25 protein-coding genes are annotated in these 23,485 nt (G+C 64.6%); 17 read left to right on the top strand and 8 right to left on the bottom strand.

Annotated elements, in window-relative coordinates:
• Window positions 1-10 precede the first annotated feature (10 nt).
• The 5 genes from ACCD03_RS15860 (at window position 11) to ACCD03_RS15840 (ending at window position 4,938) form a co-directional block, all read left to right on the top strand.
• The gene (locus ACCD03_RS15860) at window positions 11-1,030 is read left to right on the top strand and encodes a dihydrodipicolinate synthase family protein (protein ID WP_045205006.1); all 1,020 of its coding nucleotides are present in this window, start codon (window positions 11-13) and stop codon (window positions 1,028-1,030) included.
• A gap of 12 nt (window positions 1,031-1,042) precedes the next feature.
• A complete protein-coding gene (locus ACCD03_RS15855) occupies window positions 1,043-2,512 on the top strand; it encodes an NAD-dependent succinate-semialdehyde dehydrogenase (RefSeq protein WP_045205005.1) in 1,470 nt (489 codons plus the stop codon).
• A 40-nt stretch (window positions 2,513-2,552) separates the two neighbouring features.
• Window positions 2,553-3,296 carry an EthD domain-containing protein gene (locus tag ACCD03_RS15850; RefSeq protein WP_253535991.1) on the top strand — a complete coding sequence of 248 codons (744 nt, stop codon included), beginning with the start codon at window positions 2,553-2,555 and terminating at the stop codon, window positions 3,294-3,296.
• Between the two features lie 357 nt (window positions 3,297-3,653).
• A complete protein-coding gene (locus ACCD03_RS15845) occupies window positions 3,654-3,926 on the top strand; it encodes a DUF1145 domain-containing protein (protein WP_253535995.1) in 273 nt (90 codons plus the stop codon).
• 109 nt (window positions 3,927-4,035) lie between these two features.
• The gene (locus ACCD03_RS15840) at window positions 4,036-4,938 is read left to right on the top strand and encodes a patatin-like phospholipase family protein (protein ID WP_045205002.1); all 903 of its coding nucleotides are present in this window, start codon (window positions 4,036-4,038) and stop codon (window positions 4,936-4,938) included.
• Between the two features lie 200 nt (window positions 4,939-5,138).
• Here ACCD03_RS15840 and rtcR read toward each other — a convergent pair whose 3' ends face one another.
• Complete coding sequence (gene rtcR, locus ACCD03_RS15835; protein WP_413412241.1) at window positions 5,139-6,737, bottom strand: RNA repair transcriptional activator RtcR; 1,599 nt, start codon at window positions 6,735-6,737, stop codon at window positions 5,139-5,141.
• 197 nt (window positions 6,738-6,934) lie between these two features.
• Between rtcR and ACCD03_RS15830 the strand changes: the two genes are divergently transcribed.
• The 6 genes from ACCD03_RS15830 (at window position 6,935) to rtcA (ending at window position 12,878) form a co-directional block, all read left to right on the top strand.
• Window positions 6,935-8,494: a vWA domain-containing protein gene (locus tag ACCD03_RS15830; RefSeq protein WP_413412240.1), complete on the top strand. Its 1,560-nt coding sequence runs from the start codon at window positions 6,935-6,937 to the stop codon at window positions 8,492-8,494.
• Between the two features lie 354 nt (window positions 8,495-8,848).
• Complete coding sequence (locus ACCD03_RS15825) at window positions 8,849-9,208, top strand: zinc-ribbon domain containing protein (RefSeq protein WP_413412239.1); 360 nt, start codon at window positions 8,849-8,851, stop codon at window positions 9,206-9,208.
• Window positions 9,205-10,419 carry an RtcB family protein gene (locus ACCD03_RS15820; RefSeq protein WP_413412238.1) on the top strand — a complete coding sequence of 405 codons (1,215 nt, stop codon included), beginning with the start codon at window positions 9,205-9,207 and terminating at the stop codon, window positions 10,417-10,419. Before ACCD03_RS15825 ends, ACCD03_RS15820 begins: the two co-directional genes overlap by 4 nt.
• 11 nt (window positions 10,420-10,430) lie before the next feature.
• Window positions 10,431-10,946, top strand: a complete 516-nt coding sequence (locus ACCD03_RS15815; protein WP_413412237.1) for a hypothetical protein — start codon at window positions 10,431-10,433, stop codon at window positions 10,944-10,946.
• 20 nt (window positions 10,947-10,966) lie between these two features.
• Window positions 10,967-11,776 (top strand): nucleotidyltransferase domain-containing protein, encoded by an 810-nt coding sequence (locus ACCD03_RS15810; RefSeq protein ID WP_413412236.1) that lies wholly within the window; start codon window positions 10,967-10,969, stop codon window positions 11,774-11,776.
• A gap of 43 nt (window positions 11,777-11,819) precedes the next feature.
• Window positions 11,820-12,878, top strand: coding sequence for an RNA 3'-terminal phosphate cyclase (rtcA, locus tag ACCD03_RS15805; RefSeq protein WP_413412235.1), 1,059 nt, complete (start codon window positions 11,820-11,822; stop codon window positions 12,876-12,878).
• A gap of 15 nt (window positions 12,879-12,893) precedes the next feature.
• Here the strand turns inward: rtcA and ACCD03_RS15800 are convergent, their stop codons facing one another.
• A complete protein-coding gene (locus tag ACCD03_RS15800) occupies window positions 12,894-14,690 on the bottom strand; it encodes a thiamine pyrophosphate-requiring protein (RefSeq protein ID WP_413412234.1) in 1,797 nt (598 codons plus the stop codon).
• Between the two features lie 32 nt (window positions 14,691-14,722).
• Window positions 14,723-15,199 carry a hemerythrin domain-containing protein gene (locus tag ACCD03_RS15795; protein WP_413412233.1) on the bottom strand — a complete coding sequence of 159 codons (477 nt, stop codon included), beginning with the start codon at window positions 15,197-15,199 and terminating at the stop codon, window positions 14,723-14,725.
• A gap of 199 nt (window positions 15,200-15,398) precedes the next feature.
• Here ACCD03_RS15795 and ACCD03_RS15790 point away from each other — a divergent pair, with 199 nt between their 5' ends.
• Together ACCD03_RS15790 and ACCD03_RS15785 are read left to right on the top strand one after the other, a co-directional pair.
• The gene (locus ACCD03_RS15790) at window positions 15,399-15,869 is read left to right on the top strand and encodes a PRC-barrel domain-containing protein (protein ID WP_045204999.1); all 471 of its coding nucleotides are present in this window, start codon (window positions 15,399-15,401) and stop codon (window positions 15,867-15,869) included.
• Between the two features lie 61 nt (window positions 15,870-15,930).
• Window positions 15,931-16,119, top strand: a complete 189-nt coding sequence (locus ACCD03_RS15785; RefSeq protein WP_024976897.1) for a hypothetical protein — start codon at window positions 15,931-15,933, stop codon at window positions 16,117-16,119.
• Between the two features lie 73 nt (window positions 16,120-16,192).
• On the opposite strand, the gene ACCD03_RS15780 is transcribed toward ACCD03_RS15785, so the two are convergent.
• Entirely contained in the window at window positions 16,193-16,546 is a 354-nt protein-coding gene (locus ACCD03_RS15780; protein ID WP_413412232.1) for a glyoxalase superfamily protein, read from the bottom strand.
• A 126-nt stretch (window positions 16,547-16,672) separates the two neighbouring features.
• Between ACCD03_RS15780 and ACCD03_RS15775 the strand changes: the two genes are divergently transcribed.
• The 4 genes from ACCD03_RS15775 to ACCD03_RS15760 are packed head-to-tail and all read left to right on the top strand — an operon-like array spanning window position 16,673 to window position 19,075.
• Window positions 16,673-17,881, top strand: coding sequence for a PLP-dependent aminotransferase family protein (locus ACCD03_RS15775; RefSeq protein ID WP_045204997.1), 1,209 nt, complete (start codon window positions 16,673-16,675; stop codon window positions 17,879-17,881).
• 20 nt (window positions 17,882-17,901) lie between these two features.
• On the top strand, window positions 17,902-18,408 hold the full coding sequence (locus ACCD03_RS15770; RefSeq protein WP_045204996.1) for a helix-turn-helix domain-containing protein: 507 nt from the start codon (window positions 17,902-17,904) through the stop codon (window positions 18,406-18,408).
• On the top strand, window positions 18,408-18,824 hold the full coding sequence (locus tag ACCD03_RS15765; protein ID WP_253536004.1) for a VOC family protein: 417 nt from the start codon (window positions 18,408-18,410) through the stop codon (window positions 18,822-18,824). Before ACCD03_RS15770 ends, ACCD03_RS15765 begins: the two co-directional genes overlap by 1 nt.
• On the top strand, window positions 18,821-19,075 hold the full coding sequence (locus ACCD03_RS15760; RefSeq protein WP_253536006.1) for a hypothetical protein: 255 nt from the start codon (window positions 18,821-18,823) through the stop codon (window positions 19,073-19,075). Before ACCD03_RS15765 ends, ACCD03_RS15760 begins: the two co-directional genes overlap by 4 nt.
• A gap of 433 nt (window positions 19,076-19,508) precedes the next feature.
• On the opposite strand, the gene ACCD03_RS15755 is transcribed toward ACCD03_RS15760, so the two are convergent.
• The 4 genes from ACCD03_RS15755 to ACCD03_RS15740 form a co-directional block, all read right to left on the bottom strand.
• Window positions 19,509-20,705 carry an MFS transporter gene (locus ACCD03_RS15755; RefSeq protein ID WP_413412231.1) on the bottom strand — a complete coding sequence of 399 codons (1,197 nt, stop codon included), beginning with the start codon at window positions 20,703-20,705 and terminating at the stop codon, window positions 19,509-19,511.
• A gap of 73 nt (window positions 20,706-20,778) precedes the next feature.
• On the bottom strand, window positions 20,779-21,486 hold the full coding sequence (locus ACCD03_RS15750) for a glutathione binding-like protein (RefSeq protein WP_413412274.1): 708 nt from the start codon (window positions 21,484-21,486) through the stop codon (window positions 20,779-20,781).
• Window positions 21,487-21,580: 94 nt separating this feature from the next.
• A complete protein-coding gene (locus ACCD03_RS15745) occupies window positions 21,581-22,774 on the bottom strand; it encodes a low temperature requirement protein A (protein WP_413412230.1) in 1,194 nt (397 codons plus the stop codon).
• A gap of 30 nt (window positions 22,775-22,804) precedes the next feature.
• The gene (locus ACCD03_RS15740; RefSeq protein WP_253536019.1) at window positions 22,805-23,440 is read right to left on the bottom strand and encodes a LysE family translocator; all 636 of its coding nucleotides are present in this window, start codon (window positions 23,438-23,440) and stop codon (window positions 22,805-22,807) included.
• Between the last annotated feature and the right edge of the window lie 45 nt (window positions 23,441-23,485).

Raw genomic sequence — 23,485 nt, 5'->3', positions numbered from 1 at the left:
GACGCCAACGATGGCCACCTACAAGAAATCCGACGCCCGCGCCTGGGCGCGCGAACACCTGATCGGCTGCTCGGCCGTCACCATACCCAGCTACAGCGCCGACTTGAAGCGCCTGAACGAACACGGCATCCGCCACGACATTGAATTGGCAACCAAGCTTGGGTTCAGCTACACGTTGCTGTGCAGCGAAGTTGCCATCACGCCCGAAGAAAACGCCCAGTTCACGGCCTGGGCACGCGAGACCGCAGGCAACCGGCTTGGCCTCTTCTTCCATGCGGCGTTTGGCACGCTGGCCGAAAACATTGAGGCCGTAAAGCTGGCCGAGAAAGCTGGCGCCGACATCGTCCTGCTGTCTTACCCGCCCCAGTTCTGGCCAACGAGCGAGGAAGAAATCTACAACTACACGAAGACCTTCTGTGACGCGACCGACCTTGCGGTGATGCTGTTCCCGATCCCGCTGTGGGGCTTCGAGCGTGTACATCCGGCGGGCATGCCGGTCAGCCTGGTGCGCCGGCTGCTCGACGATTGCCCCAACATCGTTGCGATCAAATCCGAGCAAGGATTCCCGCTGCCGGCTGGCATCTGCGAGATGTACCACCACTTCCGCAACGAGGTCGTCATCAGTTGCCCGATCGAAGGCGATGCGATTCCGCTGATGAGTCTGATGGAGCTGCAGTTCTCCGGCACCAGCAACACCGCGTGGATGGGTGACTACTACCCGAAGGCGTTTGAACTGGCACGCACCGGCCGGTGGGAAGAGGCCATGGCGATGTACTGGAAGGTCAATCCGGCACGCAGCGCCAACGGCGCGGCCGCGCAAACCTACGCGGGCGGCACCGGCGTGCTCAACCGCACCATGTGGAAGTATCAGGACTGGCTCGCCGGCTTTAACGGTGGCCCCCTGCGCGCGCCAGCCATGCGCGTGCCGGATCGCCTGATGAAGATGCTGCGCCAAGGTCTGGTGGCGTCGGGCCTGCCCGTCACGTCGGACCCGGATGAAGCCTTCATGGTTGGCCGCTTCCCCTGCTGAAGGAGCACAACCATGAAGCACCTTCTGAAAGATCCCACGCTGTGGCGCGAAGCCGCTTTCATCGCCGGCGAATGGGTGGAAAGCACACCGCACGGTCGTTATGCGCTGCACAACCCGGCCGATCAATCGTTGCTCGTAGAACTGCCGCGCTGCCGCGAGGAGGAAGTACGCCGCGCCATCGATGCGGCGCATAGCGCCTTTACCACCTGGCGCCGTACCACCGCCAAGCATCGTGGTGAAGTTCTGCGCCGGTGGTACGAATTGACGTTGGCGCATCGTGAAGATCTCGCAACGCTCATCACGCTGGAAGAAGGCAAGCCGCTGGCTGAAGCCCGTGGCGAAATCGACTACGCCGCATCGTTCCTGCGCTGGTTTGCCGAAGAGGCAACGCGCGTGCGCGGTGATGTGATTCCAGGCGCCAAGGAAGCGCAGCGCGTTGTCGCGCTGCGCGAACCGATCGGCGTATGCGCAGCCATCACGCCGTGGAATTTTCCCGCCGCAATGATCACGCGCAAGGCGGGGCCGGCGCTTGCCGCCGGCTGCACGATGGTGCTCAAGCCCGCCAGCCAGACACCGATGACCGCGTTGGCACTTGCCGAACTGGCACAGCGTGCGGGTGTTCCGGCCGGTGCCTTCAGCGTAGTGACGGGCAACGACACGCGAGCGATCGGCGGTGAGCTGACGGCCAACCCGCTGATCCGCAAGCTCACCTTCACGGGCTCGACCGAAGTCGGTCGTGTCTTGCTGGCCCAAGCCGCACAGACAGTGAAGAAATGCTCGATGGAACTCGGCGGCAACGCACCATTCATTATCTTTGACGACGCCGATCTTGATGCCGCAGCCGATGGCGTAGTCGCAGCCAAGTTCCGCAACACGGGGCAGGCGTGTATCAGCGCAAATCGCGTGCTGGTGCAGTCCAGCATTTACGATGCGCTTGCCGAACGCGTGGCCGAACGCGTAGCCCGCCTGCGTACGGGTAACGGCCTGGAAGCAGACGTGCAGCTTGGCCCGCTGATCGACACGGCGGCCGTGCGAAAAGTTGAAGAGCACGTGGTCGATGCCCTAGACAAAGGCGCGCGGCTTCTGCACGGTGGCAACCGGCATGCGCTCGGTGGCAACTTCTTCGAGCCGACCGTGCTGGTTGACGTCACGCACGATATGCTGATTGCCCGCGAGGAGACCTTCGGCCCCGTGGCGCCTCTATTCCGCTTCGATACCGACGATGACGCCATCGCCATGGCCAACGACACCGAATACGGACTTGCCGCGTATTTGTACAGCCGCGACGCTGCCCGCATCTGGCGCAACGCTGCCCGCATCGAGTCGGGCATGGTCGGAATCAACACCGGCCTGATCTCGACCGAAGTCGCGCCATTCGGTGGTGTGAAGCAAAGCGGCCTGGGGCGCGAAGGTTCGCACCTCGGTATCGACGAGTTCCTGGAGGTCAAATATCTGTGCTGGGACGGCCTCGACGCCGCTTGAGCCTGATGGATAGCCCAACCTCAACTCACAAAGGACAACGATGATCAAGATGATCGCTGCGGTCTGCCGCCGCCCTGGCATGACGCATGCCGAATACGTGGCCTATGTACAGCACGTGCATGGCGCGATCTCGAATGAGAACCCCGTCACCCTGCGGCGCTATGTACAGAACCACGTCTTCGATGCGGCGTTCGGATCGACCGCCGAACCCGAGCATTCGATGACGGTTGCACGGGATTCGGTAACGGAACTGTATTGGGACAATGCGCAGGACATGTCCGCCACCTTTGCCCATGAGCACGTGCGTACAAACGTTGGACCTGATGCCGCCAACTTCGCAGACGCCAGCGTTTCGCTCAGTTTGGTGGCGGTGGAAGCGGAGCAGCCGGTTGTGACGCCGAAACGCGCATGTGGGGCCAAGGTTCTGCACTACCTGCGGGCAGCGGAAGGATTGTCACTACCCGAGTTCTTTGATCGATGGTCGCGGGCGCACGAGCTGGCCTTGGCCGCCGAGCCGCTTGCCGCAGCCGCATTGCGACGCTGCGTACATAACAGACAGGTTCCGGAATTCAATGCCATGCTGGCCTACTTCAGTGCCACGGATGTGCCCGCCTACGAAGGTGTTGCCAGTCTCTGGTTCGATGATGTGTCGTCCGTTGGCGCATTCCGCGCCTATGAACGCGCGCTGCTCGCGATCAACGCTAACGCCACCACCACGTTCTACCGTCCGGCCCAGTCCTTCTTCCTCTACGCGACGGAAGTACCAATTTACGAGCGCAGCTAGCATCAAGCGCCATGCTCTTGCATTGGCGTGTTAGACGCGTACAGCTACGGCGCTTACGACAGCTTAGAAAGCCTTGCTTCGCGATTCACCATCTCAATCGATAGGAGGGCCCTGCTGCCGAGGTTGTCGTCTGTGCGCGCGTGGTGCTGACGGAGCGACAACTCGGCACCGACAACGCGCCCACGCTGGCGGATCTGAGCGAGGCGCTGCCCCGCCAGGCCGTGGCCTGACAAATGCCCGGCTGCCGACACGGCCGGCTGGAGGACGGCGTCTATCCAGGTGTTTGAAGCGGCTGGCGTGATTGGGGTGCCCGGTATGCTGCATGGCAACTCAATCACCGACTCTTTGGAGACCTGCATGTTCACCGTCCTCAGCAAGCTCGTCCTGCTCGCCGTGTATGGCGTTGCGCTGGCCAGCTATGCCACGCCGCTGCCGCTGTCCGCCGATGCCATCGGCTGGTTGCGCGTCGCGGCCTTGGTGTTGCTGGCCGCGCATGCGTTGGAGGTGGTGTTTTGCTTCCGGAAGGTGTCGCTGCACAAGGGCCCGTTGCTCGACAGCGTGTTGCTGACGTTGCTGTTCGGCTTTCTGCACTGGAAGCCGATGGCAGACGCTGCACGGCAAGCTCGCTGATCGGCGCCAATCGGCCTGACTAGCCGCAACGGCAGCGCAGACCTACTCTAGTTGCAGTCGTCTCCTGATTGACTCGATTGGACTTATTTGCTGCAACGCAGCATTGATCATGGACAGAGTGGAACGAACGGCGTTTGTCTTTGCTGGCGGCGGCAGCCTCGGCGCCATCGAGGCCGGCATGCTGCGCGAGCTGGTGGCCTCGGGCGTGGTCCCGGATATGGTGGTGGGCGCCTCGGCGGGCGCCATCAACGCAGCCTTTTTTGCGTGCAATCCGCACGCGGCGGGCACGGCCCAGCTCGAGGCGCTGTGGCGCGGTGTGCGGCGCGCCGACGTGATGCCATGGTCCTGGCGGGCAATGTTCAGCATGCTCGGGCTCCTGGGTGGGCAACGGGAGCACCTAGTCGATGCATCCGGCCTGCAGCGCCTGCTGACGCGGCATTTCGGGCAGACCCTGCTGGAGGCGGCCACGCTCCCCCTGCACGTTGTGGCCACCGACATGCAAACTGGCGCCGAGGTGGTGCTGTCTTCCGGAGCCATCGTGCCAGCGGTGCTTGCCAGCGCCGCCATTCCGGGCGTGTTTCCGCCGGTGCGCATTGGTGATCGCCTGTTGATCGACGGGGGCGTCGCCAACAACACGCCAATCTCCGCCGCCATCCGGCTGGGCGCCACACGTGTCGTCGTATTGCCAGCGGGGTTTGCCTGTGCCGACCGTCGCGCCCCGCGCAGCGCCATCGAGCACGCGCTGAACGCCTTGTCACTGCTGGTTGCGCGTCAGCTTGTGCAAGACCTGGAGCGCTGGGCCGGGCAGGTGCCCATTGCCGTGGTGCCACCGCTGTGCCCCCTCGATGTGTCGCCCTACGACTACGCCCGCTGCGGAGAACTCATCGACCGCGCCGCTGCCGCCACTGCGGCATGGCTGGCGGCCGATGGCCTGGCGGGTACCGGCATACCGGGCGCGCTGCGTGAGCACCATCACGACGCGACCCAGGCTAGTTGCAGTGCCCAGGTTTGATGTCACGGCAAAGTAGGGCAGAGCAATTTCAGCGTGGCGTCGAAACTGAATCTGTGTGGGCGCAACGTTGAACACGCGCGCCGCTGCCCTCAGGCTGCTGCCGTTATCCACGGAGCACCAGGACAGTCTGGTAGCAGGCGCCGATCATCGCGCGAGATGCCGACGGGAATGTTAGGAATGGACGGCATCTTGCCGAGCGCCTAGCCCGCGCGCACGGTTGCCCAATCGAGTCCGAACCGTGCGAGGTATTTACGCAGCCGGTCTGCATCATTCACCTTGGCCTTCTCGGTGCGCGACACGTCGAAGAGCCGGCGCCCGGCGTCCGACAGCGATGCCGATTCGCGGCACACGGCAATCACGTTCTCCAGTTGCATGCGGTCGAAAAGATCGATCGACGCAACGTCATCGCCGATCAGGCCAGCGAGGGAGTCTCCTTTGCCCGTCGAATCAGGTTCGGCCCACGTACGTTGCAGCCGGGCGATTTCATCCGTGACATCGGCCTCCGTGATACGCCCGCCTTCGGCCAGCGTTGCCAGTCGCGTGACGCTGGCCGACAGCTCTCGGAAGTTGCCCGTCCAGCGCGCCTGCGGCGAGGTGACGAACTTCAGGTAGATGCGACGCGCTTCGGTATGGAAGCGCACCTGATCGCCGTGCTCGCGGGCAAAGCGGGCCAGTTCGAAATCGAGGTTCGGTTCCAGATCTTCAGGGCGATCGGCGAGGCCCGGCAGGTCGAACGTCCACAGGTTGATCCGCGCATACAAGTCTTCGCGAAAGCGGCCCTCGGCCACCCATTGCCGGAGGTCGCGCACGGTGCCGGCGATGAGCTGGAAATCGCTTTCGACTTCGCGGTCGCTGCCGAACGGCAGGAAGCGCTTCTCTTCGATGGCCTTGAGCAACATGGCTTGTTCATCCAGGCCGAGTTCTCCGATCTCATCGAGAAACAGCAGACCGCCGTCCGCGCTGCGCAGCAGGCCCGCGCGCTCGGTTTGCGCGCCGGTGAAGGCACCTTTCACGTGGCCGAAGAGCGCCGACATGGCGCTGTCACCGCGCAGCGTGGCGCAGTTCACCTCGACAAAGCGGCCTGCCAGTTGATGGCGCGCCTTCTTCATCTCGTACACACGGCGCGCGAGGAATGACTTGCCTGCGCCCGTCGGCCCGAACAACAGCATTGGCGCCTTCGAGCGCGAGGCCACGCGCTCGATCTGCTCGATCATCCGGTTGAACGCCGGGTTGCGCGTGGCAATGCCGGATTTCAGCAGCGATACCGTGTCTTCACGCTCGCGCGCAAAGCGCGTGGCGATCTTGTCGTAACGCGAGAGATCCAGGTCGATGACGCTGTAGCTCCCGGCCGTGTTGCCGAGTTCCTTCTTGCGCGGCGGTGCGGTCTGAATGAGCTGTGCCGGGAGGTAGCGCGCCTCGGCCAGCAGGAACCAACAGATCTGCGCGACGTGCGTGCCGGTAGTGATGTGGATGAGGTAGTCCTCGGCCTCGGTGTCGAAGGCATAGCCGCGCGTGAAGTCGTGCAGCGTGCTGTAGACCTCTTCGAAGTCCCACGGGTCGCGTAGTGCTACTTCGACACTGCGCACCTCGGTCTCGGGCGATACGGAAGCGATGTCCGCGCGCAGTCGTTCGAACAGGCCGCGGCTGCGCGCGTCGTGCAGCAGCTCAAGACGGTGGATGACCATGTCGTCCTGCTGGCACAGGCCGACGGTCGGGCGCCAGCGTTCCCAGCGCTGGGCACCCTTGCCCACGTAATCGAGTGTGGTGCCGACGAAGCCGATGGCGACGGTTTTGCGCATCCTGACGTGCTATCCAAAAAGATAAATCAATATATCAATAGATCGAGTTTTGTGGAAATTCGGCATGCCTACATCTGCGTTGGGTGCGCGGGAATTCAATGAAATCAAGGAGATACGCGGGCCTGCGCTTGGTTGAAAGTGACCTGGCATACCCATTGCACTAGAGAAGACATCAACAACACAACGCGAGATGCCAAATGGCTAACCAGCAACTGTTTCAGACCTTGCTCGCGAAGACGGTCCAAGCCAATGCGACCGACGCGATCAACCAGGCAGGCGCCCCGGCCTATGCAATGTCGCCCCAGCACCAGCTGGCGCAATTGGCGATGACGGGCTGCCTGAACCACACCTTCTACGCTGCGGCCGAAACGCAACTGGCCGACGTGCTGCAATTGGCGCTGCAAGTGGACGATGCCTTCATTGCCAAGACCGCGGTGTACAGCCGCGAGCGAGGCCTGATGAAAGACATGCCAGCCCTGCTGACCGCCGTGCTGGCGGCCAAGGGCAGTGCACTGCTGCCGACGGTGTTCGGCCGCACGATCGACACCGGCAAGATGCTGCGCAATTTCGTGCAGATCGTGCGTAGCGGCGCAACGGGCCGCAAGTCGCTCGGCAGCCGTCCGAAGAAGCTCGTGCAGACGTGGCTGAACACCGCCACGGAAGTGCAGCTCCTGCAGGCCGCCGTGGGCAACGCACCGTCCTTGGCGGATGTGGTGAAGATGGTGCACCCGAAGCCGGTCGAGGCCTGGCGTGCCGCGTTCTTTGCGTGGCTGATCGGTAAGCCGCATGACGCTGCACAACTGCCGCCGCTGACGCGTGAGCTGTGCGCCTTCCGTGCCGGCGAGTCGAAGGTGTTGCCGGACGTGCCGTTCCAACTACTGACCAACGCGCCGCTGAACGCGGCGCAATGGGCGGTGATGTCGGAGCGCATGGGTTGGCACGCGCTGCGCATGAACCTGAGCACGTTGGCCCGCCAAGGTGCGTTCAGTCTGCCGGGTGTGACCAAGCGTGTGGCTGCACGTCTGGCGGATGCGGCGCAGGTGCGCAAGGCGCGTGTGTATCCGTACCAACTGCTGGCGGCTTACCGTTCAGCGGTTGATCCGGTACCGCTGGCCGTGCGTGAGGCGTTGCAGGACGCGCTCGACGTGTCGCTGGCCAACGTGCCGAAGCTAGAAGGCAACGTGGTCGTGTGCCCGGATGTCTCGGGTTCGATGGGCAGCCCGCTGACGGGCTGGCGTCAGGGCGCGACTTCGGCCGTGCGCTGTATCGACGTGGCTGGACTGGTGGCCGCTGCCATCCTGCGCTCGCATCCGACGGCACGTGTGCTGCCGTTCGAGCAGCAGGTGGTGGATGTACGCCTGAACGCCCGCGATTCGGTCATGACCAATGCCGACAAGCTGGCCGCCATCGGTGGCGGCGGGACAAACTGCTCGGCGCCGCTGGCCAAGCTGGTGGCAGAGCGTGCCAAGGTCGATCTGGTGATTGTGGTGTCAGACAACGAGTCGTGGGTGGATGCCACGCGCCGCGGTGCGACGCAGACGATGCTGCAGTGGGATTTGCTCAAGCTGCGTAATCCGCACGCCAAGCTGGTCTGCATCGATTTGCAACCGTACGGCACCACGCAGGCCATGGAGCGTGAGGACATCCTCAACGTCGGCGGTTTTGGCGATGCGGTGTTCGACGTGATCGCGCAGTTCGCGTCTGGCAGTTTTGGCGCGGGCCAGTGGGTCGAAGCCATCGAGGCGACGGTGCTGTAGGCCGTCTGTGTAGTGAACAACAACGTTTTACCGGCGCGTCACGAATGCTGAAGAGCTTGTCCTGACGCGCCAGGTGCGAATGCCTGCGGGTGTACATGGGTATCTAGTCGGTTCGAACCCGACCCGCGCGAAAGCGTGAGACCACTCGCTCCCCTAGTCGCACCACCTTTTGTTTTTCGGCGAATGCCGGCGGAACTACATCCTATGAAGATCGAGGTCGCGGGTTCGAATCCCGTCGGTCCCAAATCAGGGGGACCGTAGCTCAGTGGATAGAGCGCGTGTTTCGCCAAACCTAGTCGCCGTTCCCAATGCGGAGGCATCATGTGTAGTGGAAAGCAGAGGCGCGCCGCCATCATGGCGCGGCGCCAAGTGCGGCGCGAGCGCGAGCGGATTGCGCGTCTGCCGGCCCCGGCGCCCGTGCCGCCACGGCCGCGCGGTAGCGTGCTGGTAGACGCATCGCAGCTCGTGCAGCGCGGATTCTCGTGGCCGGCGTTCATACAGCGCGGTTACTACATCGATACCTGGTACGCCTGTGTCGACTGCGGCAAGCATGAAGTCTGGAGCGCAGCTCAACAGAAGTGGTGGTACGAAACTGCCAAAGGCAACCTGGATTCGATCGCCGTCCGATGCAAACCGTGCCGATTGACACGACGCAGCGGATGCACGATCAGCAAGAAGAACAACGACAACAACAACGGAATGAAAGCATCATGAGTACCTACAACACCCTCCACGTCGAACACGGCGCCGACATCAAGCTGTGGACCAACGGCGTGCCGGTGGAAGACGACGCCCGCAAGCAACTGATGAACACGGCCAAGATGCCGTTCATCTTCAAGCACCTGGCGGTGATGCCGGATGTGCACCTGGGTAAGGGTTCGACCATTGGTAGCGTGATCCCGACGCAGGGCGCGATCATCCCGGCGGCCGTCGGCGTCGATATCGGCTGCGGCATGATGGCCGCGCGCACGACGCTCACGGCGGCTGATTTGCCTGACAACCTGCAGGGGCTGCGCGGCGCCATTGAAGCGGCGGTGCCGCACGGCCGTACGCCGGGCCCGCGCGACAAGGGGGCCTGGAGCACGCCGCCGGAAACCGTCGATACGATGTGGGGTGAGTTGGCCGATGGCTTCAAGCGCATCACCGACAAGTACCCGAAGCTGAACAAGACGAACAACCACAAGCACCTGGGAACGCTAGGTACGGGCAACCACTTCATCGAGGTCTGCCTGGATGATGAGCAGCGCGTCTGGTTCATGCTGCACTCGGGTTCGCGCGGGGTGGGTAACGCCATCGGCAACCTGTTCATCGAACTGGCACAGGCCGATATGCGACAGCACATCGCCAACCTGCCGGACCGCGACTTGGCGTATTTCGAAGAAGGCAGCGAGCACTTCAACGATTACGTTGAAGCCGTTGGCTGGGCGCAGGACTACGCGCGCCGCAATCGCGCCACGATGATGCAGAACGTGATTGCGGCCGCGCGCAAGGTCATCACAAAGCCGTTTGCGGCTGACGTGGAAGCGGTGAATTGCCACCACAACTACGTGCAGCGCGAAACCCACTTCGGTCGCGATGTGCTGGTGACGCGCAAGGGCGCGGTGTCGGCCCAGAAGGGGCAGCTCGGGATCATTCCGGGTTCGATGGGGGCGAAGAGCTTCATCGTGCGCGGGCTCGGTAACGAAGAGGCGTTCTGTTCGTGCAGCCACGGCGCCGGCCGCACCATGAGCCGCACGCAGGCCAAGAAGCGTTTCACGGTCGATGACCAGATCCGTGCCACGGCCCACGTGGAATGCCGTAAAGACGCCGATGTGATCGACGAAATCCCGATGGCCTACAAGGACATCGACCACGTGATGGCTGCGCAGGCGGACCTGGTGGAGATCGTCCACACGCTGCGGCAGGTGGTGTGCGTGAAAGGCTAGGAGGATCGAACATGCTGACGCGTGTTGAGGGTCCAGAGCTTGTAGCGATGCGCCGGCACTTGGCGCAAGCCCGCTGCGTCTTCGACTTCGAGCTGTATCGTGTTGAGGGGCCGGATGCGCCAGGCATTGAGATTCACCGCCAGGCGCTCGCCGGCTTGTTCGCGCAACTCGGATGGCTGGCCCGAGACGTCCATCTGGACAGCGCTTGCCCCAGGAGCCTCGACGTGTCTGAAGTTCGGGCGCTGATGGAAGAGGGCGGGGTGTTGGAACGCGCTTTCCTTGATCCGCCTTATGGGACGAAGCTCGGTGCGAAAGACTTCCGGGATTGGCTCGCGATGCTGTGCCTTCTACCGGATGACGAACTCGACGTCGCCGACTGGGTAGGCAACCCTGACGAAGCGCCCGAGCGCAGCGCGTGGAGTGACTACTTTGATGCGGGAAAGGAATGGTGGGGCATCTGGTGCCTGACCGCTTACAACCCGCGATGCCGCACGCTGTGTGTGCTGGCAGCAAGCACCACTGATTAAGACAAGAACCACGAATCGCTATGAGTTTCCTCTACTCCCACCCCGTCTCTGACGCCATCCGCGAACGCGTGCTGACGGAGCTGATGCACATCGAGCAGCAGCATGATGTGCGCGTGCTGTTCGCGTGCGAATCCGGCAGCCGTGGCTGGGGCTTTGCCTCGCCCGACAGCGACTACGACGTGCGCTTCGTCTACGTGCATCAGCCGGAGTGGTATCTGCGCGTCGAGCCGCAGCGCGACGTGATCGAATTGCCGATCAGTGATGAACTCGACATCTCGGGCTGGGAGCTGCGCAAGGCGCTGCAACTCATGCACCGCTCCAACCCGACGCTGCTGGAGTGGCTGGCGTCCCCGGTTGTGTATCGACAGGACACAGCGCTGGCCGCGCGCATGCGCACACTGGCGCCCACGTTCTTCTCCGAGCGCAAGGGGCGCTGGCATTACGTGTCGATGGCGGCGAAGAACTTTCGCGGCTATCTGCAGGGCGAGACTGTGCGCATGAAGAAGTACCTGTACGTGCTGCGCCCGCTGCTCGCAGCACAGTGGATCGACGAAGGGCGGGGCATCCCGCCGATGCGCTTTGCCGATCTGGCCGACACAATGGTCAGAGAGGCCGCGTTGCGAGAGGAGATCAACCAACTGCTGGCGATCAAGATGGAATCTGGAGAAGCGGAATACGGTGCACGCTTTCCGCGTATCCATGCCTTCATTGAAGAGGCGCTGGCGCAGGAAGATGTGCCTAGCGATTTCCGTCAGGCTACTGGCGACCCGGCTGCGCTGGATGTGTTTCTTCATGACACCGTGCTGGCGCGCGCACCCTGTACAACCTGACGCGCATTCCGTTGCGGGGTGCGCAAAGCAAAAAGAACAAACCATGAACACCCAATTACAACAAGCACGGCAAGCGCGACCCGCCGACTGCATCGAACTCGACGGTGCACAAGGTGAAGGGGGCGGCCAGATCCTGCGCACGGCGCTCACGCTGTCCATGCTGACCGGCACGCCGTTCGAGATCACGAACATTCGTGCCAAGCGTTCCAAGCCGGGTTTGCTGCGCCAGCATCTGACGGCTGTACAGGCGGCCATGCAGATCAGCGGCGCGACCGTGCAGGGCGCAGAAGCAGGCTCGCAGACGTTGCGGTTTACGCCGGGCAAGATTCGTGGCGGCGATTACCGATTTGCAATCGGTACGGCCGGCAGCTGTACGCTGGTGCTGCAGACCATCCTGCCCGCGCTTTGGTTTGCAGATGCGCCGAGTACCGTGTCGGTCAGTGGCGGCACGCACAACCGCGCTGCGCCACCGGTCGATTTCCTGATCCGGGCATGGCTGCCGCTGGTGGCGCGCATGGGCGTGACGCAGACGCTTGCGCTCATGCGTCACGGCTTCTACCCCGCTGGCGGCGGCGAGGTGATCGCGACGGTAGCACCATGCGCCGGCACGCTGACTGCGCTGCATCTGACCGAGCGTGGCGCCCTGCGGGCGCTGAGTGCGGAGGGCATTGTTGCCGGGGTGCGCGGTAGCGTGGCGCGCCGCGAGTTGGACACGTTGACTCGTCTCGTTCCGGGCATTGAGGGCACCGTGCGCGATCTCGGCAATGCTGAAGGCCCCGGCAACGCATTGGTCCTCGATATCGAATACGAGCACGTGACCGAGGTCTTTACGGGCTTTGGCGAGCGTGGCGTGACGGCCGAGACAATCGGCAAGGAAGTCGCCGCTGCCGCGCAGCGCTATCTGCAAAGCACCGCAGCGGTGGACGAATACCTCGCCGATCAGCTTGTGCTGCCGCTAGCCCTTGCAGGTGCGGGCAGTTTCACGGTGGTCACTGCGTCATCGCATTTGCTGACCAACATCGGTGTGATCGAGAAATTTCTGCCGGTGGAAGTGGTGGTGCGCCCGCTGGACTCGGGCGCTGCCCATGTTGAGGTGGCTTGAGCCGGCTCTCCCACCTCACTCCTTCTCCCTATGCACCGGAAACAACGCCGACAACACCTGCCGCGCCGTTCCGCGTAGCACACCGCTCGCATCCGGGTCGCCATACGCCAGTGCCGTCGCAAAGTTGCGTGCCTGCTGCAGCGTGACGTGCGGCGGCAGCGGCGGCACATCGGGGTCGGTCTTCACCTCCAGCACCACGGGGCGGTCTGCGTTGAGCGCTTCGTCCCACGCGCCGGCCAGTTGGTCGGGGTCGTCGACGTAGATGCCCTTCAGGCCGATCAACTCGGCAAAGCGGTGATACGGCACGTCAGGGATGTCCTGTGAGGCCGGGAACTTCGGGTCGCCTTCCATCACGCGCTGCTCCCAGGTGACTTCGTTCAAGTCCTGGTTGTTGAGCACCATGCAAATCCACTTGGGAGACTTCCAGCGCTTCCAATATTTCGACACGGTGATGAGTTCGGCCATGTTGTTCATCTGCATGGCACCGTCGCCCACGAATGCAATGACGGGTCTCTCCGGGTGCGCAAACTTGGCGGCAATTGCATACGGCACGGCTGCCCCCATCGATGCCAGCCCGCCCGACAGCGAGCCCATCATGCCGGGCTTGAACTTGAGATCGCGCGCATACCAGTTGGCACACGTGCCGGAATCGCTGGTGACGATCACGTTGTCCGGCAGCTTGGGTGACAGCTCCCAGAACACGCGCTGCGGGTTGACGGGATAGGCCGGTTGCAGCGCACGGTCTTCCAGCGTCTTCCACCAGCTTTCATTCCAGCGGGCAATGCGTTCAGGCCAATAGCGATCGGTCTTGCGCTGGAGCAGCGGCAGCAGTGCTCGCAGCGTCTGTGCGCTGTCGCCCACGAGGTTGACTTCCATCGGATAGCGCAACCCGAGCATGCCGGGGTCGAGGTCGATCTGCACACCGCGCGCCTGGCCTTCCTTGGGCAGGAATTCTGCATAGGGAAAGCCGGAGCCGATCATCAGCAGCGTGTCGCAATGGTTCATCAGTTCCCAACTCGGCTCGGTGCCGAGCAGGCCGATGGCGCCTGTCACATAGGGCAATTCGTCGGGCAGGACGGCCTTGCCAAGCAGCGCCTTGGCCACGCCCGCACCCAGCGTTTCCGCCACTGCTGCCACTTCTGCACTGGCCCCGAGTGCGCCCGCGCCTACGAGCATCGCCACCCGGCGGCCGCTGTTGAGGATGTCCGCCGCGCGTTCCAGATCGGCGGCTTGCGGGATCACGCTCGGCGCGCTGTAGCCCACGCCTGAGTGCACCGTGCCGTGCGCACGCGCCGGTTCGGTGTAGGGCATTTCCTGCAGATCATTCGGCAGCACGAGCGCCGTCACCCGGCGTTGCCCGATGGCGATGCGCACCGCGCGATCCAGCAGATGCCGCACCTGCGCCGGCATGCTGGCCTGGTGGACAAACGCGCCGGCCACGTCGCGGAACATCGCCGCCAGATCGACCTCCTGCTGGTAATGCCCACCGACTGCCGTGCGCGCCTGCTGCCCGGTAATCGCCAGCACGGGCATGTGGTCGAGCCGCGCGTCGTACAGCCCCGTGATGAGGTGCGTCGCCCCCGGCCCGGACGTTGCCATGCACACGCCCAGCTCACCCGTGAACTTGGCATGTGCAGAGGCCATGAAGGCGGCCATTTCTTCATGCCGCACCTGCACGAATTCGATCTTGCCGCCGGCCCGCTGCAGCGCACCGAACATGCCGTTGATGCCGTCTCCGGGGTAGCCAAAGATGCGCCGCACGCCCCAGTCGTACAGGCGGGCGACGAGGAAGTCGCTGACGGTGGCTTGCATGGTTTCTGTCCAGTATCAGATGGTCGTGTCGGTCAGCTTGCTGTTTCGGCGAGCAGCGCTTCCTTGCGCGCGGTCATGGGCTCCTGCAGCGACGTCAGGTCGACGTGCTGACGGACCAGCTTGGGAAAGAGTTCGGTCTCTTCTTCCTCCACGTGGTGTGAAACGTACTCGGCCAGCACCGTGAACTTCGCCGCGAACAGATCGTCGCCCGCGTGCATGCCGCTCAACTGCTTGATCAGGTCCTTCGCGGTGGCGTGTTCGACCACGGCTTCGTCGACGAGGTCCTTGAACGCTTCGCCTCCGTTGTCGCGGACGAACGGGTAGAACACTTCTTCCTCAAGCTGCGTGTGCACGGTCAACTTTTCACATGCTTCGCGCACGATTTGCTCGCAGGCCGCTTTGTCTTTCTCTTGCTGGAACGTCTTGAAGAGTTTTTTCACCTCGCGGTGATCGTCCAGCAGCATCGACAGCACGGCGCGTTGTGCCACAGGGATTTCAGCTTTGTTCATGGGGGCTCTCCGGTAGGGGTTTCTGTTTTGATACGCCGTACCGTCGAGCAAGCGCCATGCCGTGCGCATGCCCTTCGGGGCGATGCGCTGCGGGCAAGCTTCGTGCTGACACGGTTGATTGCGTGCGACAGACGCCGCGCACATGCGTGGCCGCCGCACACCATCCTGAACGTCAACCGATTGATGGGAGGTAACTGCTATGCAAACCACGACAACCGGCACCACGCTGGGCACCGGCACTGGCACCGGTGTAGGAACCACCGCGGGCGTACGCATGCGCATCATTGGGCGCGCCGATACGGATTCGGTCGGCCCGGGCCCGGAACTGATGGCCGCCGATACGCTGGAGGGCAATCGCGTCGTCAATCTCAACGGAGAAGACCTCGGCAAGATCACCGACATCATGCTCGACGTGCAGCGCGGCCGGATCGCCTACGCGGTGATGTCGGTGGGTGGCTTCCTGGGCATCGGCGACAAGCTCTTTGCAGTGCCGTGGAGCGCCATGTCACTGGACGTTGACCGCAAGTGCTTCGTGCTCGACGCCAACAAGGACCGCCTTGAGGCTGCTCCCGGTTTCGATAAGGACAGCTGGCCCACGATGGCCGACCCGACCTGGGCCGAGTCCGTGCACGAGTACTACGGGTCGCGTCCTTACTGGGAAGAGTATTGAGCGCGCCCGGGCACGCCGTTCGCTTGCGTGTCGTCAGTCACGCTTGAAACAGGAGGGCGCCATGGAGAAAGGCAAGAAAGAGAAGCATCCGCACGCAGAAAAGCGTGAGGAACTGGTGGAAAAGGCCGTGGAAGATACGTTCCCGGCCAGTGATCCGCCCGCCACGGGCGGTATCACCCGCGTTGTCGACAAGGACAAAAACGCGAACGCACACCAGGACAAGCGCACCCACAACGGCAATCACCGGTAGCCGTCAGCCGGCACTGCCGCGCCCGCATTGCCCATTCGGCATGCGGGCGTTTTTGTTCCTGCCGCCCGTGTTGTCAACGGTGCGCCAGGATATTAACCACGTTGCCGAACGGATCGCGCACGTAAAAGCGGCGCACGCCCCAGGGCTCGTCAACGAGCGGATAGACGATTTCCAGGCCCAGCGATACGGCCCGCGCATGCACCGCATCCACATCGTCGACTTCCACCGACAGCGCCGGCACCGGCGTACCGTTTCCGCCTTCGCGGGCGATGCTGACCTGCGGCGTCATCGTGCTGGCGGTATCGGCAAAGGTGATGATCCAGCCGTGGTCCATCACCACTTCCAGATCGAGCAGTTCGGCATAAAACGCGCGGGCGCTTGCCGGGTCGGCGGCATGCAGGTTGGGGACGATGCGTCGGACGGCCATGCAGGGGCTCCTTTTTACCGATTCGGTGGCGGAATTCTAGTCACGGCTGTGACGCCGTGTTGGCATGCGCACGGGGCGCACATCACGTAAAGTGGCGGGCACTCGAACTACAGAGACACGCACGCCATGGAATTCCTGCAATCGCTGCTGGCACCCCGCCTGCAAAACGTTGAAACCTCCGCCATCCGTGAGCTGTTCAAGGTGCTCGGCAAACCGGGCCTGATCTCGTTTGCCGGCGGTTTTCCTGACTCGGCCCTGTTTGACGTGGAAGGCCTGAAGGCCGCGGCCGACAGCGCGCTCACCACCGACGCCGCCCGCGCGCTGCAATATGGCGCCACCGAGGGCTTCGAGCCGCTGCGCGAGGCCATCGTCACGCTGATGAAGGCACGCGGCGCCAACGTCGCCAACACCGACATCCTCGTCACCACCGGTTCGCAGCAAGGGCTGGATCTGCTGGGCAAGGTGCTGATCGGCGAAGGCGACACGGTGCTGACCGAAGCCCCCACCTTCCTCGCCGCCATTCAGGCGTTCAAGCTGTACGGCGCCAAGGTGGCCGGCGTGCCGACCGACGGCGACGGCCTGGATGTCGATGCACTGGAAAAGGTGCTCGCCACCGCGCGCCCCAAATTCCTCTACGTGATTCCCAACTTCGGCAACCCGAGCGGCGCGCTGATGAGCCTGGAGCGCCGCAAGCGCCTGCTGGACGTGGCGGTGCGCCACAACCTGCTGATCGTGGAAGACGACCCTTACGGCGATCTGTATTTCGATGCACCCCCGCCGCCGTCGCTGTACGCGCTGTCGCAGCAGACCGATGGCGCTCAGGGGCGTGTGATCTATCTCGGCAGCCTGTCGAAGGTGATGGCGCCGGGCCTGCGCGTGGGCTGGATGATCGCCTCGCAGCCGGTGCTGGGCAACGCGGTGATGGTCAAGCAGTTTGCCGACGCGCACACCTCCACGTTTGCGCAGGCCACGGCCGCGGCCTACCTGCGCAGCAATCGGCTGGACACCGTGCTGCCGCGCACGCGCGCCGCCTATGCCGAACGCGCCCACGCCATGGCCAACGGCCTGCGCGCGCTGCTGCCGGAAACCGAACTGACCTTCAACCGCCCGCGCGGCGGCATGTTCCTGTGGTGCGCCTTGCCGGGCCGCAATGCCGGCGATGTGGCCAAGGTGGCCATCGAGCGTGGTGTGGCGTTCGTGCCGGGTGCGGCGTTCTACCCGGTCGACCCGGATCGCTCGACGCTGCGTCTGTCGTACGCCACCTCGTCGCTGGCACAGGTGGAAGAGGGCGTGCGCAAGCTCGCACACGCCATCGGCGAGTTCAAGCTCGGCTGACCCCCCGGGCGCAGGCCGCGGTGGCAACGGCACACACCGACGCGCAGCAAGACCCCGCGCTGCTGCGCCGCCTGCTTCGCGCCAAAGACCGCATGGACGCCGCCTCGCACGAGGCGTGGCCCGTCAAGCGGCTGGCCGAAGTGAGCGGCGTGTCGGAGGCGCATTTTGCGCGCTCGTTCAAGCAGGCCTTCGGTATTCCACCGCACCGCTACCTGCTCACGCGCCGCATCGAGCAGGCCACCACCCTGCTGCGCGATACCGACCTGCCCATCATCGAAATCGCTTACGCCACCGGCTGGGAAAGCCTTGGCACCTTCGGCCGCATCTTTCGCGACATCACCGGGCAGAGCCCGAGCGCCCTGCGCCGCCACGCCCAGGCCACCGCGCCGCAGCAGCAACTTGATCGCGTGCCCGCCTGTGTGCTGAAAGCGGCGCAGCGGCCCGACCTTGTCACAGCAGTTTCGGAGAAGCGCCGCCAGCTGGCGGACGGTACAAATCCGTCACCCACCAACAACAAGGAGCGGTGATGAGCCAAGGGATCAATGTCGTCGGGCTGTATGTAGATGATCAGGACGCGGCGCTGGCGTTCTATGTCGACAAGCTCGGGTTTCGCGTGCACACCGATGTGCGCAACGGCCCGTACCGTTGGCTGACGGTGCAGCATCCGGAGCAGCCGTCGTTTCAGCTTGGCCTGTTTCAGCCGGGCCCGCCCATTCACGACGAGGCCACCGCGCAGACGCTGCGCGCCATGGTTGCTAAAGGCGCGATGCCGCCGCTGGTGCTGACCGTTGCCGATTGCCGGGCGACCTACACACAACTGCGCGAGCGCGGCGTCGAGTTCACGCAGGAGCCGGTCGAGCGCTTCGGCAGTGTCGATGCCGGCTTTCGTGACCCCGCTGGCAACGGCTGGAAGATGATCCAGGCCGCTGGGGGTGCAAAGTGAGCGCCCGCAACGCAATCCGCCAGTTCCATCGCTGGGTGTCGATGGCCTTCACGCTCACGGTCATTGCCAACTTTGTCGCCATGGGGCTGGGCAAGGGTGCGCAGCCGCCCGCGTGGATCACCTATGCGCCGCTGCTGCCGCTGGCGCTGTTGCTGTTCACGGGGCTTTATATGTTTGCGCTGCCGTACCTGGATCGGCGTGGCGGGCGGCGTTCGACCGGCGAGCGGGACACGCCCACTGCGGCGGTCTGAGCGCGGCGCGTGAGGCTCTGAGGCTCGATTGCCGGGCTCAGACAGTCGAGCGTGAGTGTCCGAGGCTCGTGCACCAAGCTCAACGCCCGGAACATGACAGTTCGAGGTCGAAAAAATCGGGCTCAGAGGGCCGAGCGCGAGGGGTCGGAGCCCGGACGCCGAGCCTTTGAGGCCCGAACGTCGACCTCGAAGCCCGGAGCGCGAGTGTTTGAGGTCGAAAATGTCGAGCTCAAAGTGTGGCGCACGAAGGTTTGAGGCTCGACCGCCGAGGTCCAGGCGCGGAACGCGAGGGTTTGAGGGCCGAGCGCCGGGGGGCAGGGTCGGAACGCGAGGGTTTGAGGGTCGAGCCCCGGGGTCCAGGGTCGGAGCGCGAGGGTTTGACGTCCGATCGCCGGGTTCAGAACCCGGCGCGTCGCGTTCCGCGCTTCGGCTTTCAATGGGCGACCGACGTGGCTGCAGGTTCATCGGCCGACGCTGCCCCATGCCGCCCGCCCATCCGCCACAGCACCACCGCCACCACATGGCACGCGGCGGCGGCCCAGCCCAGCATGCCCGGCCCGCCATGGGCCAGCGCCAGTGCGCCAACGCTCGACCCCAGCGCAATCCCCACATACACCGCCGATGCATGCAGCGACAGCGTGGTCGGCGACACATCGGGCGCAAGGCGGATCAGCCGCGTCGCTTGCGCCGGGCCGAAGCCCCAGCCGGCCATGCCCCAGAGCACGACCGCGCCGATGGCGATGGCGCCGGCCACCGTGCCGTGCAGCACCTGCGCCGACAGCGACAGCACCGAGAAGGCCAGCACGATGCCCGCGCTGCTCACCGCCAGCACGCGCGCCACGCCTGCGCGGTCGGTCATGTGGCCGCCCAGGCCTGTGCCAAGCGCCGCAAAGCTGCCGACCAGGAACAGCACGATGCCCACATGCTGCGGCGCGAACCCCAGCCCCTGCACAAAGAACGGTGCGACGTAGGTGTAGAACGTAAAGCCGCCTGCCGCCCACAACGCGGACACCGCCAGCGCACCCAGCATGCCGGGCCGGCGTGCCACGCTCAGCCGTTGCGCCAGCGTGGTCACGCTGTGCGGCAGGGCGCGCGGCAGGCCGAACGCGAGGCCTGCTGTGGCCAGCGCCGACAGCACGCCGCATGCGATGAACGTCGAGCGCCAGTCGCCTTGCGCGGCAATCCACGCCCCCAGCGGCACGCCGAGCGCCACCGCCACCGTGCCGCCGCCCGTGATGATGGCCAGCGCCGAACCGCTGCGCGAGGCCGGCACCAGCGAGGTCGCCACCGCATTGGCCGTCGGCAGAAACACGCCGGCCGCCAGCGCCAGCAGCACGCGCGCCGCCATCAACTGCCCAAAGCCGTGCGCGGTGGCTGCCAGCAAGTTGCCTGCCGCAAAGATGGCCAGCGCGCCGATCAGCACGCGGCGCCGGTCCACGTTGCCCAGCAGCGTCGCCATCACGGGCGAGCCCACGGCGTACGTGACGGCAAACACGGTGACGAGCTGCCCCGCCGCTGGCACGCTCACGCCCAGGTCTGCGGCCAGCACCGGCAGCAGGCCGGCGATCATGAAACCTTCAGTGCCGATGGCGAACGCGCCCAGGCACAACCACCACAGCGATGCCGGCATGGTCGGCTCCTGTCAGAAGAGGAAAACGAAGAAGAAAGCGGAATGGAGGCGGAGCGCGGAGGCTCCGCGAGGATCAGCGCGCGGTGGAGCTGGCCGTCTGGCCCAACAGCACGCTGCGCTCGTCGTCGGAGATGTCTTCGCGGCGGCGCGAGTAGGCGCGCTCGACCCCGGCATAGGTGCGCTGCGTGGCCGAGCGCGCGCCAACGGCTTCGAACCAGCGTTGCAGGTGCGGAAAGTCGTTCAAGTCCTGGCCGTGCCCGGCGTGCGGCACGATCCACGGATAGGCCGCGATATCGGCGATCGTGTAGTCGTTGCCGGCAATGTAGGGGCGATCGGCCAGGCGGCGGTCGAGCACGCCGTACAGGCGGTTCGTTTCCTTGGTGTAGCGCTCAATGGCGTAGGGCACGCGCTCCGGTGCATACACGTTGAAGTGGCCGATCTGCCCGGCCATGGGGCCCAGGCCGCCCACCTGCCAGAACAGCCACTTGAGCACTTCCATGCGGCCGTGCAGGTCGGCGGGCATCAACTGGCCGGTCTTCTCGGCCAGGTAAAGCAGCATGGCGCCCGATTCGAACAGCACCACGGGTTCGCTGCCCTCGGCCGGGTCGTGATCGACCATGGCCGGAATCTTGTTGTTGGGCGAGATGGCCAGGAACTCGGGCTTGAACTGGTCCCCCCGGCTGATATCGACGGGGATGACGCGGTGCGGCAAGCCGGTTTCGGCAAAGAACAGCGCCATCTTCAGGCCGTTGGGCGTGGCGCAGTAGTAGAGGTCGATCATGGCGGGGCCCTCGTGTTCTGTCATGTTGGTTGACAGATTATGTGGGCGAGTGGCCTTTTGTAATGTCCAAAAACTGGAATTTTCAGGTGACCACTCAGTGGCCGTGCGCCTGTGCGGGCTCCGCTGTTTCGCAAGCGCGTGCGTACCATTCCCAGGCCGCGGTGCCACACAGCACGCCCGTCGCCAGCGCCGACACGGCCAGCGCCGGAAGCTCAACCGCTGGCAGCCACGCGCCGCCCAGCACCACCAGGCCAACCACGTGCGCCGGGCGCAGCCGCCCGAAGATCGCCCACTTGAACAGCAGGTTGCCCAGCAGGTATAGCGCCGCACTGCCCAGCACCGCCAGCGTTGTCCCGTCATGGGCGTGGCCCACCGGATGCGCCAGCACGAACTCATCGGCCACCGCCCCGACGATGATGCCGGCCACCAGCACCACGTGGATGTAGGTGTAGGCCAGGCGTGCGAGCCGCCCCGGATCAGCCGAATGCGAGATGGTGCGCGCACCGCGCTCGGCAATCGTGTCGAAGTACAGCCACCACATCGCCAGGCTGCCGATGAACGACATCGCCATCGCCGCGATGTTTTCTGCGTTCCAGTCGAGCCCGGCAAACGTGGAGCCCGTCACCAGCACCGATTCGCCCAGCGCGATGATGATGAACAGCGAGCAGCGCTCGGCCATGTGGCCGCCTTCCACGTTCCAGTCGTTGGTGGTGGAGCGGCCCAGCCCCGGCGTGTAGAAGCCCATCGAGGGGCCAAGCCATTCGATGGTCAGCGCGATGATCCAGCAGGCCCAGCGCACGGAACCGTCCGACAGCCCGCCCGCCAGCCACAGCACGGCAGAGATGCCGAGCCACGTGGCGATGCGCTGGAAGTTGCGCCGCATGGGCAGCGACTCGCCGCGCACGGCCCACAGGAAGAACACCGTGCGCCCGAACTGCATGAACACATAGGCCAGCGCAAACGCCAGCCCGCGCGAGCCGAACGCCTGCGGCAGCGATGCCGAGAGCAGCAGCCCGCCCGTCATCAGCACGAGCATCAGCATGCGGATGGCGAGCTTGTCCGGGTCAAGCCAGTTCGTCACCCACGACGTGAAGATCCACACCCACCACACTGCCAGCATCAGCAGCAGCGCCTGCGCGCCGCCTTGCAGCGTGAAGTTTCCGATCAGCAGGTGCGAGAGCTGCGTCACCGCAAACACGAACACCAGATCGAAGAACAGCTCGATGTTGGTGACGCGGTGGTGGCCGTGGGCCCCTTCGGGCGAGGGGCGGAGATAACTACGGGGCATCGGGTGTCCTCGGTGCGGCTTGAAGTGCGATCAGGCCGACTGCATGCCCAGCGTGAGCGTGCCTGCGCCCACCATCACCGCGCCGCCCGTGTAGCCGAAGCGGCGCTGTGCGGCCACGCTGGTCAGGCGCTTGGCGAGCAGCTTGGCGGCCAGCGCGTACATCGACGCATTGGCCGCAGCCAGGATGACGAAGGTCGGCAGCAGGATCACGCTCTGCGAGAGGAAGGTCTGCTCAGCGGACATGAATTGCGGCACGAACGCGACGAAGAAGACGATGCTCTTGGGGTTCAGCGCGGTGACCGTCCAGGCGGAGAGGAAGCGGCGGCCGGCGGACTTCTGCTGCACGGGGATGGTGGCCTCGGGCGCATCGTCGCGTAGGCGGCGGGCGCTGAGGATGGATTTGATGCCCAGGTAGACGAGGTACGAACCACCGATGAGCTTGAGCGCCGTGAAGGCCGTGGCTGAAGCGGCGAGCAGCGCGCCCGCACCGGCAAGGGAAACGGCCATGGCGGTCGTGTCGCCTGCCGCCACGCCGGCAACGGTGCTCCACGCCGAGCGGCCACGGTTGGCCAGCGAATCACCAATCACCAACAGGATGGTCGGGCCAGGGATGAGCAGGATGATGATGCTGGCGCCGATGAAGGCCAGCCAGGTTTGGAGGGTCATGGGGTGGCTCGCTGTGTTGTTGGGGGGAGGGGGACACAGTTATCC

Origin of the sequence: Ralstonia sp. Ralssp135 (assembly GCF_047304345.1) — a bacterium.
In the GTDB taxonomy this organism is placed as follows: Bacteria; Pseudomonadota; Gammaproteobacteria; order Burkholderiales; family Burkholderiaceae; genus Ralstonia; species Ralstonia chuxiongensis.
The sequence above is the reverse complement of the archived record's forward strand: the minus strand, read 5'-3'. Positions and strand labels throughout refer to the sequence as shown.